Raw genomic sequence first — 17,079 nt, 5'->3', positions numbered from 1 at the left:
CCGCCGGCCGGCGCGGGCCGGCCGACCCGGGTGGGCTCGGCCCCGGCGAGGGCGGCGCGCCAGGCGCCGCGCGCGGCCGCGTCGTCGCGACCGGCCAGCCAGTCGAGGTAGCGGCGGTAGGACGGCGCCGGGGGCAGCTCGACGCCCTGGTGCAGTGCGAGCAGCTCGCGCAGCACGATCGGCACGGACCAGCCGTCCAGCAGCAGGTGGTGGTGGGTGAAGACGAGCCGCCACCGGTCGGCGGCCAGCCGCAGCAGGGTGAAGCGGATCAGCGGCGGGGTGTCGACGGCGAACGGCCGGCGGTCCTCCGCCACGAGCCGCCGGGCGTCGGCGGACTGCTCCCGCTCCGCCCGTCCGGTGAGGTCCACGGTGCGCCAGGGCAGCGTCACCTCGATTGGCACGACCTGCCGCGGCGGGCCGGACTCGCCGCTGGTGAAGGCCCCGGCGAGCTGCGGATGGCGTACGAGCAGCCGCCGGGCGGCGTCCTGGAGCCGCTCCGGGTCGATCGCGCCGGTGAGGTCCAGGACGAGCTGCACGAGGTACGGGTCGCGGCGGCCGTCGTGGGCGGCGTAGCGGGAGTGGAACAGCAGGCCCGCCTGGAGCGGCGTGGCGGGCAGCAGGACGGCGGCCTCGGCGGGCGCCTCGGCGCAGGCTTCGGCGGGCGCCTCGGGCCGGGCGTCGGGTGCGGGATCCCCGGTCCGGGGCGGGCCGGCGGACGCCAGGGTGGTGAGGGCCTGCTCCCAGCTGGCGGCGAGGTCGGCCACCGCGTCGGCGGCCAGCACGCCGGCCGGCCAGGCCCATTCGACCCGCAGCCGCGGGCCGTCCGGGCCGGTCTCCACGAAGGCGTCGACCGAGAGGGTGTGGGCGAGCGGCAGGGTGGGGTCGGCCTCGCCCCGCAGGGTGCCGGGGACGGGCTGCCAGGGGCCGCGGCGGGTGGTGTCGAAGCGGCCCAGGTAGTTGAAGGCGATCGGGGCCGGGCGGTCGGGCAGCGTGCCGGACCGCTGGAGCAGCCCGTACGTCAGGCCCCGGTGGGGGGTGGCGCGCAGGCACTGCCGGGCGGCCGCGACGGCGCGCGCCAGGTCGTCGGCGGGGGCCGGGTCGTCGGCGCGGGCCGGGTCGTCGGCGCGGGCCGCTCCCCCGGTGTCGGGTCCGGCCGGGCCGGTGTCCAGCAGGACGGGGTGGATGACCGTGAACCAGCCCAGCGTCCGGGAGAGGTCGAGGCCGTCGAGGGAGGCGAGTTCCGGGTCGCGGCCGTGGCCCTCGACGTCCACCAGGAGCGGGCCGTCGGCGCTGCGGCCGCGCCAGCCGTGCAGGGCGGCGGCGAGCGCGCCGAGGAGGATCTCCGGTACGGCGGCGCCGAGTCGGTCGGGCAGGTCGGCCAGCAGGGCGGCGGTCGGGCCACCGCCCAGGGTGGTGCGCAGGGTCGCGGCCCCGGCCACGGTGTCCCGGGTGCGGTCCAGCGGCCGGGTGCCGATGGTCCCGGTCCCGGCCGTCAACAGGCCGTGCCAGTGGTCCCGGTCGGCGGCGACCGCCGGGTCGGCCTCGGCGGCCCGCAGCGCGCGGGCCCAGTCGGCGGCCGTGACGGGGACGGCGGCGAGCTCGGCCGGGTGGCCGTCGGCGGCGGCCCGGTGGGCCCGGGCGAGGTCGTCGAGCAGGATCCGCCAGGAGACGCCGTCGACGGCGAGGTGGTGGATCACCATCAGCAGCAGGCCGCCCTGGCCGCCGTCGAACCAGACCGCCCGCAGCAGGTCGCCCCGGTAGGGGTCGAGGCGGCGGCGGGCGTCCTGCCGCTGTTCCGCAACGAGTTCCAGCAGGGCGGGCGCCGGGTCGCGGCCGGGGGCGGTGGCCAGGCCCTCGCGGGCGAGGTCGATCCGGTGCAGCAGCGGGGCCGCCCGGACCGTCCCGGCGGGCCGGATCTCGAAGGCGAGCGGCTCGCCCGGGGCCCCGGTCAGCCGGGTCCGCAGCGCGTCGTGGTGGTCGACGAGCTGCTGGAGGGCGGCGCTCAGGGTGTGTTCGGTGACGCCGGGCGGCACCTCGCACAGCAGGGACTGGGCGTAGCCGTGGACCGGTCCGCCGCGGGCCGCCAGCCAGTCCGCGATCGGGGTGGGCGGCAGCACCCCGCCCGGGGACGCGGGCACCACCGGGCGGGCGGCCGGGGCGCGGCCACCGTCCGGGACGACGGCCGCGGCGGCCGCGAGGGCGCGCGGGGTCTGGTGGGTGAACACGTCCTTCGGCGTGATCAGCACGCCCGCCGACCGGGCCCGGGTGGCGAGTTGGATCGCCAGGATGCTGTCCCCGCCGAGCCGGAAGAACCCCTCCGACGGCCCGGGCCGCGCCCGGCCGAGGACACTGCCGAACAGGGTCCGCAGCTGCTCCTCGGCGGGCGAGCCGCCCTCCGGGCCTGCGGCGGGCTGCGGGCGGGCGGCGGCGGGCGCCGGGAGCGGGCGGGCGGCCGGACCGGGGGTGCCGGACAGGTCGAGGGCGTCGAGAGTGCCGAGGGCGTCGAGGGTGTCGACGGGTGCCGCCGGGTCGGCCAGGGCGGCCGCCAGCAGGCGGCCGAGGCCCTGCGCCAGTCGGTCGGCGGTCTCGGGGCGGAAGTGGCCGGTGCTGTACTCCAGGACGCCGCGCACCGTGCCGTCCGGCTGTTCGGCGAACTCGAAGAGCAGCGGGAACTTGGCCATCACCCGCTCGAACCGGTGCGGTGCGCCGGACAGTCCGGGCAGGGTGAGCGCGGGCCCGCGTCCGCCGTGCAGGGTGATCATCACCTGGAACAGCGGGTGGCGGCCGAGTTCCCGGTCGGGTGCGAGGGCGTCCACCACCCGGTCGAAGGGCGCCCGGTCGTGGGCGAAGGCGGTGAGGTCGGCGTGCCGGACGCGGTCGACGAGCTCCGCGAAGCCCGGGCGGCCCGAGAGGTCGGTGCGCAGGGCGAGCGGCTGGGCGAAGTAGCCGACCAGGTCGTCCAGGGCGGGGTCGGCGCGGCCGGCGGTGACCGTGCCGAGGACGAGGTCGGTGCCCGCTCCGGAGCGGGCCAGCAGGCAGGCGACGGCCGCGTGCAGCACCATGAACAGGGTGGCTCCCCGGCCGGCCGCCAGTTCGGCTGCCGCGGCGACCAGTTCGGCGTCCCAGTGGAACTCGGCGGCGGCCCCGCGCAGGGCCGCGCCGGGCGGCGGCTCGTGGTCCACCGGCAGCGCGGTGCGCTCCGGCGCGCCGTGCAAGGCCTCGCGCCAGTGCTTCAGTTCGGTGGCCAGCGGGCTGTCCGGATCGCCGGCCGGGCCGAGCTCCCGGCCCTGCCAGAGCGTGAAGTCGGCGTACTGGAGGGGCAGTCGGGGCCACTCGGGGGCCCGGCCGCGGGCCCGGGCGGCGTAGCCGGCGGCGAGGTCGCGGGTCAGCGGGCCCAGCGACTGCTCGTCGGCGGTGATGTGGTGCAGGACGATCAGCAGCAGGTGGGTGCCGGGCCCGGCGGTGAACACCACCAGCCGCCAGGGCAGGCCCTGTTCGAGGTCGAAGGGCCGGTGGACCTCCTCGTGCACCGCCGCGTCCAGGTCGGCGGGGCCGGGGTGCCGGACGGTCAGCGGGAGGGGCGGGTCGTCGAGGATCCGCTGGTACGGCTGCCCGTCGGTGGCCGGGAACACGGTGCGCAGGCTCTCGTGCCGCTGCTGGACGTCGCCGGCGGCGGCCCGTAGCGCGGCCAGGTCGAGCGGCCCGGTCAGCCGGGCGGCGAGCGGGATGTGGTAGGTCGACGCCTGTTCGCCGAGCCGGTGCAGGAACCACAGGCCGCGCTGGGCGTGGGAGAGCGGGACGCGCTCCGGGCGGGGGCCGGCCTGCGGGCGCTGCGGGAGTGCCCGGCCGGCCGCCGCCGCTCCCTGGCGGGCGCCACCACGGGCACCGGTCCGGGCGGCCAGGCCGGCCACGGTGGGGGCCGCGAAGACGTCCCGGATGGTCAGTCCGGCGGTCAGCTCGGCGGGCAGTTCGGCGCGGGCGCGGACCACCAGCCGGTTCGCCGAGAGGGAGTCGCCGCCGAGGGCGAAGAAGCTCTCGTCCGCGCCGAAGCCCTCGGCCCCGAGGATTTCGCCGAACAGCCGGTGCAGCCGGGTCTCGTGCTCGCCGCTGGGCGCCCGGCCCCGGCCGTCCGCCGCCCCAGCCTCCAGGGATCGCAGCCGGTGCTCGTCGAGCTTGCCGTTGGCGGTCAGCGGGAAGGCCTCGACGGCGACGAAGGCCGCGGGCACCAGGTGGTCCGGGAGCGACGCGTGGGCGTGGTCGGCGGCCGCGCGGACGGCCTCCTCGGTGCCGAGCAGGTAGGCGGTCAGCGCCTTGTGCCCGGGTTCCCGTTCGGTGGCGAGGACGGCGGCGCCGGAGATGCCGGGCAGCGCGGCGAGCGCGGCCTCGATCTCCCCCGGCTCGATGCGGTAGCCGCGGATCTTCACCTGCCGGTCGGTGCGGCCGAGGTGTTCGAGTTCGCCGTCGGGGCGGCGGCGGGCGCGGTCCCCGCTGCGGTACATCCGGCTGCCGGGCGGGCCGTACGGGTCGGCGGTGAAGCGGGCGGCGGTCAGCGCGGGGCGGCCGAGGTAGCCGCGGGCGAGACCGGGGCCGGCCACGTACAGCTCGCCGGGCAGGCCGTCGGGCACCGGCCGCAGGGCGGCGTCCAGCAGGTACGCCCGCAGGTCGGGCAGCGGGCGGCCGATGGTGGCGGTGCCCGAGGCCACGGCGGCGGCGTCGAGGTCGCCGGCCGTGACGTGCACGGTGGTCTCGGTGATGCCGTACATGTTGACCAGGCGCGGCGTGTCCTGCGGGTGCCGCAGGTACCAGTCCGCGAGCCGCCAGGGTTCGAGCTGCTCGCCGCCGAAGATGACGTACCGCAGGGCGAGCCGGGCGCTCGGGCCGGGGTGGGCGGCGTCGGCGGCGGCCAGCTGGGTGAACGCCGAGGGCGTCTGGTTGAGCACCGTGACGCGCTCGTCGGCGAGCAGGCGCAGGAACTCCTCGGGCGAGCGGGCGGTGTCCCGGGGGACGACGACCAGCCGGCCGCCGTGCAGCAGGGCTCCCCACAGCTCCCAGACCGAGAAGTCGAAGGCGTAGGAGTGGAACAGGGTCCAGGTGTCGTCCGGTCCGAAGCCGAACCGCTCGGCGGTGGTGGCGAGCAGCCGGGTGACGTTGCGGTGGGTGACCAGGACGCCCTTGGGGCGGCCGGTGGAGCCGGAGGTGTGGATGACGTAGGCGACGCCGTCCGGGCCGGGGCGCTGGGGCTGCGCCCGGTCGGCGGGCTCGTCCGCGCCGTCGACGGGCAGGGTCTCGACGCCGTCGGGCAGCGCCGCCCGGGCGGAGTCGTCCGTCACCACGAGCCGGGGCGCGGCGTCCTCGATGGTCGCGCGCAGCCGCTCGACCGGGTAGTCCGGATCCAGCGGCAGGTAGCCGGCGCCGGCCTTCTGGACGCCGAGCAGCGCGACCACCAGGTCCGGCGAGCGGGGCAGGGCGACGCCCACCAGGTCGCCGCGGCGCACGCCCCGGGCGGCGAGCCGGCTGGCCAACCGGTCGGCGCGCAGGTCGAGTTCGCGGTAGGTGAGGACGGTTTCCCCCAGCACCACGGCCGGTGCCTGCGGGCGGGCGGCGGCCTGCCGTTCGAACAGCGAGACCAGGGTGTCGCCGTCCTGGCCGGTCCGGTCCGGCGCCGACGCGGGGGCCGAACCGGGCGCGGGCGCGGGCAGGGCGACGGCGCTGCCGGTGCGCAGCCGGCCGACCGGGAGCCCCTCGGGGGCCTCGGCCAGCGCCGTCACGAGGTCGAGCACCCGGTCCAGGTGGGCCCGGACGGTGTCCTCGGGGTAGTCGCCGACCGCGTCGGCGAACACCGGCAGGGCGGCGCGGCCGTTGTCGTAGACGCCGAGCGCGAAGTCCTCGGGCAGGCCCGGCGAGACCTCGTGCACGGTGGCCGGGATCCCGCCGAACCGCAGGTCCAGGTCGAGCGGCAGCAGGTTCAGGGTGGGGCCGATCAGCGGCCGGTCGCCCCGGACGGCGGCGGTGTCGCGGAGCAGGTCCTCGAAGCGGTACCGCTGGCGGCGCAGCGCGGCCCGGACCCGGTCCGCCGTGGCCGCCACCAGGCCGCCGACGGTGGCCGCCGGGTCGACGGCGAGCCGCAGCGGGACGACGTTCGCCGTCATGCCGAGGGCCCGCCGGGCCAGCGCGGCGTCCCGGCCGCGGACGCCGAGGCCGATCACCGCCGTGCCCTCGCCGGTGTCGGCGTGCAGCGCGACGGCGAGCGCGGCCGGGAACAGCGCCGTCCAGCCCGCGCCGACGCGCTCGCGGACGGCGGCCCAGCGTTCGGCGGACAGCTCCGTCCGGACGGCGACCGGCGGGCGCGGGCCCGAACCGGTCGGGGCGCTGCGCCCGCCCGCGAGGCGGGGCGGGTCGCCGAGGCCGGCCAACTCCTCGGCCCAGAAGGCGGCGTCGGTGCGAAACCGGGCGGAGGCCCGGTAGGCGGCGTCGTCGTCCAGCAGGGCCTGGAGCGGGTCGTGCACGCCGGTGGAGGGCGGCTCGCCCGCGTGCAGCGCCGTGTACTCGGCCGCCACCCGGCGCATCAGCCCGGCCCCGCCCACGCCGTCGCACAGGATGTGGTGGATCCGGAGGTACCAGAGGTACTCCGCCTCGCCGGTCCGCAGCAGGAAGTGGTCGAAGGGCGGGCGGGCGGTCAGGTCGTAGGGGTGGGCGAGTTCGGCGGCGAGGAACGCGCGGGCGGCGGCGGCCGGGTCCTCGTGGTGGCGCAGGTCCTGCCGGTGCAGCGGCCAGTCGGCGGCGTCCTCGACGATCTGGACGGCGCCGTCGGCGGTCGGCTCGAAGCGCACCCGCAGGCTCTCGCTGCCGGCCACCACGCCCCGCAGCGCGCGTTCGAACAGCTCCTCGTCGATCGCGCCGTGGAACCGGACGTACTGGCCGGCGGTGAACCGCCGCCGGGTGGGGTCGGCCTCGTGGCCGAACCAGATTCCCGCCTGCGGGGCCGTGAGCGGCCGTCGTCGGGCGGGTGTGGCGGGCGTGGCGGACATCCGGTCAGCTCCTCTCCGGCTCGTGCGGCTGGTGCGGCCCCTGCGGACCCTGTGACCCGGACGGGTCGCCGAGCCGGTCGAGCAGCGCCGGGGCGAGGTCGACGAGGGCGGCCGGGCCGCCGAGGTCCTGGTGGCCGTGGTCGGTCCGGTGCCGCAGCACCCGGCCGCCGGCCAGGTGGGGCAGCCAGCTCTCCGGGTCCTGGACGGGCCCGCTGGTCTCGGGGACGGCCTCGATGAGGAGCAGGTCGCCGCGGTACCCGGTGGGGCGGAAGGCCCGGCCGAGCCGGACGTTGTTGTCGTAGACCTCGGCGAGCGCGGTCAGGTGGTGTTCGGAGAAGACGGAGAACGGCGAGTCGGAGTCCCTGGCGAGGGCGAGGAACTCCTCGGCGGTCGGCGCGGGCGCGTCGGCGGGGCGGTCGACCCCGGTCAGCCGCAGCAGCGCGTTGCGGACGTGGCCCTGCTCGGCGAGCACCTCGGCCTCCGTGCGGGCGGGCAGGTCGGCGAGCACGAAGCTGTCGAGCATCGCGAGCAGGCCGACCTCCGCGCCCTGCTCCTGCAACCGGGCGGCCACGGCGTAGGCGACCAGGCCGCCGAACGACCAGCCGAGCAGGTGGTAGGGCCCGTCGGGCCGGACGGCGCGGATCTCCCGCACGCAGTCCTCGGCCACCTCCTCCAGGCTGGCCGGCAGCGGCCCCCGGCCGTCGAGGCCGCGGGACTGCAGGACGTAGAGCGGCCGGTCGCCGAGTGGCCCCAGCAGCGCCGCGTACGTCCAGCCGATCCCGGCGGCCGGGTGCACGCAGAACAGCGGCGCGCCGGTGCCGGTCGAGCGCAGCGGCAGCAGGGTGGCCAGCATGGGCTCCAGGCCGTCGGCGGGCGGGACGGGCTCGGCGTCGGCGGAGGTGTCGGCGGAGGTGTCGGCGGTGGCGTCGGCGGGGAGCGGGGTGCGGGCGGGCCCGGCGGTCGCGGGCCAGGAGGCGAGCAGGCCGAGGGCGCCGACGGTGGTGTCCGGCTCGGCGACGAGGGTGTCGAGCAGCCCCAGCAGCCGGGCGAGCAGGGCGTCGGCGGCCTCGGCGTCGACGGCGTCCTCCCGGTGCAGGATGTCGAGTTCCAGTCCGTCGCCCCTCGGGATGGCCATCAGCGACAGCGGGTAGTGCGCGGCCGTCTCGCTGCCCGAGCCGGTGATCCGCACCCCCGGGAGCGCGTCGCCCTGGTCGCCGGACTGCGGGAAGTTCTCGTACACCATGACGGTGTCGAAGAGTTCGCCGAGGCCGGTCGCCCGCTGGATCGCGGGGATTCCCAGGTGCTGGTGGGCGATCATCCGGACCTGCTCGCGCTGGACCCTGGTCAGCAGCCCGGCCAGCGACTCCTCCGGCCGCAGGGTGATCCGCAGCGGCAGGGTGTTGATCAGGAAGCCCATGACGGACTCGGAGCCCGGCAGCTCCGGCGAGCGGCCGTTGACGATGATCCCGAACACGGTGTCGGGGCGGCCGGTCCGCTCGGCCAGCAGCAGCGCCCAGGTGGCCTGGAGCACGGTGTTGAGCGTGATGCCCAGCCCGGCGGCGAGGGCGCCGAGCCGTTCGGTGCGCTCCTCCCCCAGCGGCCGGTAGCGGCGGCCCGGCCACCCGGCGGCGGGCGGCAGCCCGGGCGGCGTCACCAGGGTGGGTTCGATCGGCGCGGCCAGGGCCTCGCGCCACGCCCGGCGGGCGGCCTCGTGGTCGCGGCCGGCCAGCCACTCCAGGTGGGCGCGCAGCGGCACCGGCTCGGGCAGCCCGGCCGGGTCGCGGTACAGGGCGAACAGCTCCGGCAGGAGGAGCTGGTTGGACCAGCCGTCGATCAGGGTGTGGTGGGCGACCACCTCCAGCCGGTACCGCTGCGCTCCCACGCCCTCTCCGGGGCCCAGCCGCAGCAGGGTGAAGCGGATCAGCGGCGGGTCGGCCGGGTCGAACCGGGTGGTCCTGGCCTCGGCGGCCAACCGCTCGGTCTCCGCCTCCTGTTCGGCCGCCGTGAGGCCGCTGAGGTCCAGCTCCGTGAACGGCGGCAGGCGGTCCGGGACGACCTGGACGGGCCGGCCGTCGGGGAGGCGGACGAACCCGGCCGCCAGGTTCGGGTGGCGGCGGCAGAGCGCCTCGACGGCGCGGCGCAGCGCGACCGGGTCGAGCCGCCCGTCGAAGAGCATCCACAGGCGCATCACGTAGGCCCCGCCGCCGCCCTGGCTGTGCTGGGTGGGGAAGAGCAGCCGCTCCTGGAGCGGTGTCAGCGGCAGCACGTCCCGGTGGCCCGGGAACCGGTCCTGCAACCAGGCGCGTGCGGCGGCGTCCAGTGGGAGCAGTTCGCCGCCTGCGGGCCGGCCGGCGCCCTGGTCGGCGGGGTCGAGCGCGGTGGCGACGGCCGCGAGTCCGGCCGGGGTCGGGTGCGCGAACACGTCCTCCGGGGCGAGCGCCAGCCCGGCCCGGCGGGCCCGGCGGAGCAGCTTGATGGAGCGGATGCTGTCACCGCCGAGGACGAAGAAGCTGTCGTCCGGGCCGACTTCGGGCAGGCCGAGGACGCCGGCGAAGAGCTCGCGCAGCACCTCGACGGGGCCGGCGGCCGGGGCGGCGGGGGGCTCGGGCGTGGTCCCCGGCGCGGTTCCGGCGGCCAGGGCGGCGAGCGCGCCGCGGTCGGTCTTGCCGTTGGCGTTGGTCGGGAGGTCGTCGAGGAAGACCAGGGCGGCCGGGACGACGGGTGCGGGCAGCACCTCGCGCAGCGCCGCCCGGACGGCCTCCGGGTCGGCCGGGCGGCCCTCGGCGGCGACCAGGAAGGCCGTCGTGCGGCGGTCGCCCTCACCGTCGTCGGTGGCGACCACCACGGCCCGCCGGACACCGTCCAGCTCCGTCAACCGGGCCTCGATCTCGCCGAGTTCGATCCGGTGGCCGCGGATCTTCACCTGGTGGTCGGTGCGGCCGGCGTACTCCAGCTCCCCGGCGGCGGTCCAGCGGGCGAGGTCCCCGGTGCGGTACATCCGGGCGCCGGGCGGGCCGAACGGGTCGGGCAGGAAGCGCTCGGCGGTGGCCCCCGGCCGGTGGGCGTAGCCCCGGGCCAGGTAGTCGCCGGCCAGGTAGAGCTCGCCGGTGACGCCGATCGGCGCGGGCCGCAGGGCCGGGTCGAGGACGTGGGCGCGCACGTTGCCGATCGGCACGCCGATCGACGGCTCGCCGTCCGCGCCGGGCGGGCACGCCCCGGCCGTGGCGTACACGATGGCCTCGGTGGGGCCGTAGAGGTTGAGCACCCGGGCGTCCGGGTTGCGGGCGTGCACCTGGCGGACCAGGGCGGCGGGCAGCGGCTCGCCGCAGAACACGTAGGTCGTCGCCCGCTCGCGCACCCACTCGGCCCGGGCGACCTGCTGGTACACCGACGGGACGGTGTTGACCAGGCTGCCGGACCAGTCCGGGCGTTCCAGCAGCGTGAGCAGGTTGTCCACCAGGTCGACGCTGCCGCCGACGAACAGCGGCACCAGGAGCTCGAAGACCGACAGGTCGAAGGAGAGCGAGGTGGAGCCGAGCACCCGGGAGAGGGCTTCGGGGCCGAGCTCGGCCGCCGCCCAGGCGGCCAGGTTGGCCACGGCCCGGTGGGTGACCACCACGCCCTTCGGCGCCCCCGTGGAGCCGGAGGTGTGGATGACGTACGCCGCGTTGCCGGGCAGCGGGCCGGTGGACTCCGCCTCGGCGGGCGCGGAGCCGGCGGGCTCGACGGGAGCGGGCTCGACGGCGGCGGGCTCGTCCAGCAGAACGACGGACGGTCCGTCGGCGGCCGGCTCCGGCAGCACGGCGGCGGCCAGCTGCGCCGTGGTCAGGACCACCCGGGGGCGGGCGTCCGCGAGCACGAACTCCACCCGGCCGCGCGGGTGGCCCGGGTCGACCGGGAGGTAGGCGGCGCCGGCCTTCAGCACGCCCAGCACGGCCGCGACCAGGGCGGGGGTGCGGGGCAGCAGCACCGCGACGACGTCCTCGCGGCCGACGCCGAGGCCGGCGAGCAGCCGGGCGATCCGCTCGGAGCGCCCGTCCAGTTCGGCGTAGTCCAGCACCTCGCCCGCGCCGCGCACCGCGACGGCGGACGGGGTCCGCGCCAGTTGGGCGGCGAACGCGGCGGGCACGGTGGTCTCGGGCACCGCGTGTTCGGTGGCGTTGGCCTTCCCCAGCAGGGCCGACTCGTCCTCGCCGGCGAGGTCGAAGGAGTGGATCGGCTCATCGGGCCGGGCCGCCAGCCGCGCCAGCAGCCGGACCAGCCGGCGGTGGGCCGCCGGATCGGCGCCGTGGCCGCCCGCGGCGACCCGCCACGCCCCGTCCGGGTCCGCCGGGCCGGGGGTGGGGTCGGCGCGCAGGAACAGGCCGGGCAGCGGCTCGCCCCAGGCGCGGGCCAGGACGGCGACCGTCCCGGGGCCGTACGCCACCCGCTCGGCGCTGTCGGCGATCCCGGTGACCAGGCCGTACCCGGAGGACGGGCCCCAGGGCAGGTCGAGGTCCGGCCGGTGGCCGTGGCGGCGGGCCGCGCGCAGGGCGCGGCCCGCCTGCCGGAGGACGGCGGTGAAGCTGAGCCCGGGGGCCGGGGCGAGGCGCACCGGGACGACCAGGCCGCGGCCGCCCGGGCCGGGCGCCGGGCTCCAGTGTCCGAGCAGCAGCTCCCGGGCGCCGGTCAGCCGGTGCGCGTGGACGGCGGCGGCGGCGAGCAGCACCGCGGCGGGGCCCGCGCCGCCGGCCCGGGCGACCCGGGCCAGTGCGGCCGGGTCGGCCACCGGCAGCCAGGGCAGTTCGGCCGGCGGTGCGACGGCCCCGGCCGGGCGGGCGGCGGCGGGCTCGGGGCCGGCGGCCCCCAGGACCTCCCGCCAGTACGCCCGGTCGGCGGGCCGGTCGGCGTCCGGGTCCGGGGCGAGGGCGGGGGCGGGGGCGGGGGTGCCGAGGGAGGCCGGGGCCGTCTCGCCGTCCTCGGCGTACAGCTCGCCGGCCCGGCGGACGAACGCGGCCAGCCCGGCGTCGTCGTCGACCAGCCGGTGGTGGCGCAGGAACCAGCTGAGTCCGCCGTCGGATCGGCGGATCAGCACATGGCGCAGCAGCGGCCCGCCGAGCAGGTCGAGCGGGCGGACGAGCTCGGCGGCGAGCCAGCCGTCCAATTCCTCCGGGTCGAGGTCGATCACCGCGACGGCGGGCGGCTGGGCCGGATCGGCCGGGCGGAGCAGGCCGGGGCCGCCCCCGGCGGCGGCGCGGTAGCCGGCGTGCAGGTCCGGGCGCTCGGCCAGGGCCCGGGCCACGGCGCGGCGCAGCCGGTCCAGCCCGACCGGGCCCTCGAAGCGGACCAGGCGCGCCACGCAGTCGGCGGGCAGCGACGGGGTGTCCCGCAGGACGGCACGCCGGGCGGCGTCGAGCGGGGTGGCGGTGGAGCTGCTCACAGGGCCCTCACGGTGTCGTCGTCGGAGTGCGGGGTCACGGTCTCGGGCGCGTCGGCGTGGTCGGCGTGGTCACCGTGGTCGGCGTGCTCCGCGCCCTCGGCCCGGTCCGCGTAGTCGGCGTAGTCGGCCGCCACGTCGTGGACCGGGCGGTCGGGCTCGGCGAGCAGGCCGCGCAGCAGCTCGCGCAGGCCGGTGGCGAAGCCGGTGGCGGTCGGCGGGTCGAAGAGTTCGGGGGCGTAGTGGACGGTCAGCGCCGTGGGGGCGGCGCCGCTCTCCGCCCGCCACCCGAGGTCGAGTTCGACCCCGCGCGAGGCGACGCCGTGACCGACGCCGTGACCGACGCCGTCACCCCCGTCGCCCCGGGAGCGGACCGGGGGCTCGCCTCCGGGGCCGGCCGTCCCGTCGGGGCTGGTGCGCCCGAGCAGGTCGGTGAAGGCGGGCTCGTCGGCGAGGTCGGCCCGCAGCAGGGCGCCGCCGGGCAGGCCGACCGCCACCTCGTCCTGGCCGGAGACCCACGAGAGCAGCACCAGCCAGCCGGCCCGCAGCACCCGGTCGGGGTGCGGGCCGGACCGGGCGATGGCGCCGCGCAGCGACTCGTCGACCGGGACGGTGACGCTGCGCTCGGTGTAGTCGGGGCGGCCCGGGCGGGGGCGGTCGGTGGGGATGTCGAGCCGGACGGGCCCGGGCGGGCCGGCCGCCGGCACCTCGGCGGGGGCGGCCGGGACCGCGTCGGCGGAGACGGCCGCCGGCGCCCCGGCCCACAGCCGGGAGATCGGCAACTCACCATCGGCAGAAGCGAGTTCACGGAGCAGTTCGGTGTACTCCGCGACGAAAGCGGCCGCCGTCCCGCTCGTGAACAACTGGGTGCTGAACTCCAGGCAGGCGGTCATGGCGTCGTCGCCGACCCGGTCGGAGGTGATCAGGGTGAGGTCGAACTTGGCGGTGCCCGCCGGCAGGCCGCCGAACAGGTTGCCGGCGCTGTGGCCGATGTCGAAGTACCCGGTCGAGGTGCCCTCGATCTGCTGGATCGGCGGCAGTTCCTGGTGCACGTAGAACACGTCGAACAGCGGGCTCCGGCCCGGATCGCGCTCGTCCGTCAGCGCCTGGACGACCCGGTCGAAGGGGATCTCCTGGTGCTCCAGGGCCTCCAGCACCACGGCGCGCACCCGGTGCAGGAAGGCGGTCACCGACGGGGCGCCGGACAGGTCGGCGCGCAGCGCCACGGTGCTGTTGAAGAAGCCGATCAGGCCTTCGAGTTCGGGCCGGTTGCGCCCGGTGGTCGGGATGCCGACGACCAGGTCGTCCTGCTCGCTGCGGCGGGCCAGCAGCAGGTAGAGGCCGGCGAGCAGGACCACGAAGAGGGTGACGGAGCGGTCGGCCGCGAGCCGCCGCAGCTCCCGCATCAGGGCGGCGTCCACGGTGAACACCGCGAGGTCGCCGGCGTGGTCCTTGCGGGCCGGGCGCGGGTGGTCGGTGGGCAGCCGCAGCACCGGCGCGTCCCGCAGGGTCTCGCACCAGTAGGCGAGTTCGCCGTCCAGGGCCGAGCCGGCCACCAGTTCGCGCTGCCAGGCCGCGTAGTCGGCGAACTGGACCGGCAGCGGTGCGAGCCGGTGCGGGCGGCCCTCGCGGCGGGCGGCGAACAGCTCGGGCAGCTCGCGTTCGAAGATCCGCGGTGAGGCGCCGTCGTTGACGGCGTGGTGCATGGTCACCTGGAGCACGTGCTGCTCGGGGGCCGTGCGGACCACGAGCACCCGCACGAGGGGGTCGTGGGCGAGGTCGAAGCGGTGCTCGGCGGCCTGCCGGACGAGTTCGCGGGCGGCGGCGAGCGGGTCCGGATCCGCGGAGACGTCGTGGAAGGTGAAGAAGTCGCCGGGCTCCGGGCGGATGCGCAGCACCGGCTCGTCGTCCTCCTCGGCGAAGTTGGAGCGCAGCACCTCGTGGCGCAGCATCAGGTCGTGCCACATGCCGCGGACGGCGTCGACGTCGAGCGGGCCGCTGATCAGGCTGACCATCGGGAGGTTGTAGAGCGTGGTGTCGGGGTCGAGCTGGTGGTGGAACCAGATCCGGTCCTGGCCGAAGGAGGTGACCGGGGGTGTGTCGCGCGGGGTGATCGGCGGCAGGGCGGGGGCCGCGGGGGCGCCGGCCCGGCGGCGGATGAGGTCGGCGAACGCGCCGACGGCGGGGTGTTCGTAGACGTCGAGCAGCCGGGGGCGGAAACCGAACCGGGTCTGGATCCGGTCGGCGAGCTGGAGGGCGATGATCGAGTTGCCGCCGAGTTCGAAGTAGTCGGCCTCCGGGCCGGGCGGCTGCTCGCTGTGCAGGAGCTCTCCCAGGACTTCGGCGAGCCAGCGTTCGGGGTCCTCGTCGGGGCCGGTCCCCGTGCTCTCGACGGTGGGCGGCGCGGACGCGACGGGCGCAGCAGGTACGACGGGCAGGGCGGTGGCCGCCGGTGCGGGCCGGATCCAGCAGGGGGTGGCGGCCAGCGGGTGTCCGGGCAGGCGCAGCCGGCGGGCGGTGCCGGGCTCGGGGCCGAGCGCCGTCCAGTCCAGGTCCAGGCCGCATTCGTACAGCCGGCCGAGCAGCGCGGCGAACCCGTCGTCGGCGGCCGTGACCAGCCGGGCGCCGTCCTGCCCCTCCGGGCCGAACCGCTCGGCGAGCAGCCGGCCGAGGACGCCGCCGGGGCCGGGGTCGAGGAACACCACCGGTCCGGCGGCGGCGAGCCGTTCGGCCGCCGCGACGAGCCGGTCCCGGTCGGGCGGCGCGGCCTCGGCACCGGTGGCGGTGGCGGTGGCGAGTTCGCGGGTGTCCTCGGCGGTGAGGGTGCCGAGCAGGTACCGGGCGGCGTACCGGGAGACGCCGCTGCTCAGCACGGTCTCCACGGGCACGCCGCAGCGCGACAGCTCGCGGTGGAGGGCGAGTTGGCCGGCGAGCAGCCGGGCCGCCGGGCCGGTGGCGGGCAGCGCGTCGGGCAGTTCCGCCGGGCCGGGGGCGTCGGGCGCGGCGTCCGGGGAGAGCAGCAGGCAGACGGCGGGCGGCCTGGTCCGGGCGCCGCGCGGGGCGCCGCCGACCGGCGGCGAGGCGTCGAGCCGGGCCGCCCGTTCGAGCAGGGCCCGGCCGAGCCCGACGGTGTCGCGGGCCCACACCGCCACCCGGTGTCCGTAGTGGGTGCGCCCGGAGTTGAGGGTGAGGGCGACGTCGTCGAGGTCGGTGTCGCGGGCCGCCGGGCCGGTCAGCGCGGTGCCGAGGTCGGCGCAGAGCCGGGCGAGCGCGGTGCGGCTGCGCGCGGAGACGGCGACGAGCCGGGGGGCGCCCGGCCGGTCGGCGCGCGGGGGCACGGGCGGCCGCTGGACCACGCAGTGGGCGTTGATGCCGCCGAGGCTGTACGAGCTGACGCCGGCGATCCGCTCCTCGCCCTCCCAGGGGCGCAGCGCGGTGACCACCTCGACGGGTTCGAGGGCGGCCTCGTCGACGGGCCGGCGGAAGTGCAGGGACGGGTACAGCTCGCCGTGGCCGACCGCGAGGACGGCCTTGACCAGACCGGCGATCCCGGCCGCGTGGTCGAGGTGGCCGACGTTGGTCTTCACCGAGCCGATCGGCAGCCGCCGGCCCCGCGCCCCGAACCCGCGCGGCCCGAACACCTGGGCCAGGCCCTCCAGTTCGACGGCGTCGCCGAGCCGGGTGCCGGAGCCGTGCGCCTCCAGGTAGCCGGCCAGGGCGGGGTCGAGCCCGGCGGCGCGCCAGGCCGCGCCGATCACCGCCGCGTGCGCGGGTGCGCTCGGCGTGCTGATGGTGGCGGCCGCGCGGCCGTTGTGCCGGACGGCGCTGCCGCGGATCACGGCGTGGACGGGCGTGCCATCGGCGCGGGCCCGGCCGAGGGTGGTGAGCAGCAGGACGGCGCCGCCCTCGCCGCTGGCGGTGCCGTCGGCGTCGGCGTCGAAGGCCCGGCAGCGGCCGCTCGGGGAGACGAGTTCGGTCATGCCTTCGGTCTGCCGGGCGGGCAGGCCGCCGGGGCGCAGGCTGAAGCCGCCGGCGAGCGCGTACTCGGCCTCGCCGTCGCGCAGTTCGCGGCAGGCCTGGTGGACGGCGACGAGCGAGCCGTTGCAGCCGGTGTCGACGGCGTAGCAGGGGCCTTCGAAGCCGAGCACGTGGGCGATCCGGGCGGGCAGCGCGAAGGGCACGTTGCCGAGGGCGCTGAGCGGGCCGGGCTCGGTGGCGGCGCCGAGGTAGCCGGAGGCGGCGGCGCTGAGCACCACGGCGACCTCGCGTCCGCGCAGGGCGCTCGCGGCGTGGCCGGCGTCCTCGACGGCCTGGTGGGCGAGGACCAGCGCGATCCGCTGCTGGGGGTCCATCAGGGCGGCCTCGCGCCGGGAGAGGCCGAAGAAGGCGTGGTCGAAGGTGTGGACGTCGGCGAGGTGGCCCATCGGCAGGTAGCCCGCGTCCGGGTCGAGTCCGGTGGCAGCGGCCCGGGCGGCGGGCATGTCCCCGACGGAGTCCCGGCCGGCGGCGAGGTTGGCCCGGAAGGCCGCCAGGTCGTCGGCGTCGGGGAAGCGTGCGCCGATGCCGATGACGGCGATGTCGGTGTCGGCGGGGGCCGTCGCTGAGGTCCTGGTCACTGCTGCTCTCTCCCGTTCG

The 17,079-nt window shown here is 77.9% G+C and carries 3 protein-coding genes; all 3 read right to left on the bottom strand.

All coding sequences use genetic code 11. The features are described 5' to 3' along the window. A partial coding sequence (locus ACFVTF_RS22215; protein WP_387815800.1) for an amino acid adenylation domain-containing protein occupies window positions 1-7,028 on the bottom strand: 7,028 nt, incomplete at its 3' end. 4 nt (window positions 7,029-7,032) lie between these two features. Then, a complete protein-coding gene (locus ACFVTF_RS22210; RefSeq protein WP_387815798.1) occupies window positions 7,033-12,447 on the bottom strand; it encodes an amino acid adenylation domain-containing protein in 5,415 nt (1,804 codons plus the stop codon). Next, window positions 12,444-17,060, bottom strand: coding sequence for a condensation domain-containing protein (locus tag ACFVTF_RS22205; protein ID WP_387815796.1), 4,617 nt, complete (start codon window positions 17,058-17,060; stop codon window positions 12,444-12,446). The genes ACFVTF_RS22210 and ACFVTF_RS22205 overlap by 4 nt, the downstream gene beginning before the upstream one ends. Between the last annotated feature and the right edge of the window lie 19 nt (window positions 17,061-17,079).

It is taken from the genome of Kitasatospora sp. NPDC057940 (assembly GCF_042887425.1).
Lineage (GTDB): Bacteria > Actinomycetota > Actinomycetes > Streptomycetales > Streptomycetaceae > Kitasatospora.
This window is presented reverse-complemented; position numbering and strand designations above follow the sequence as displayed.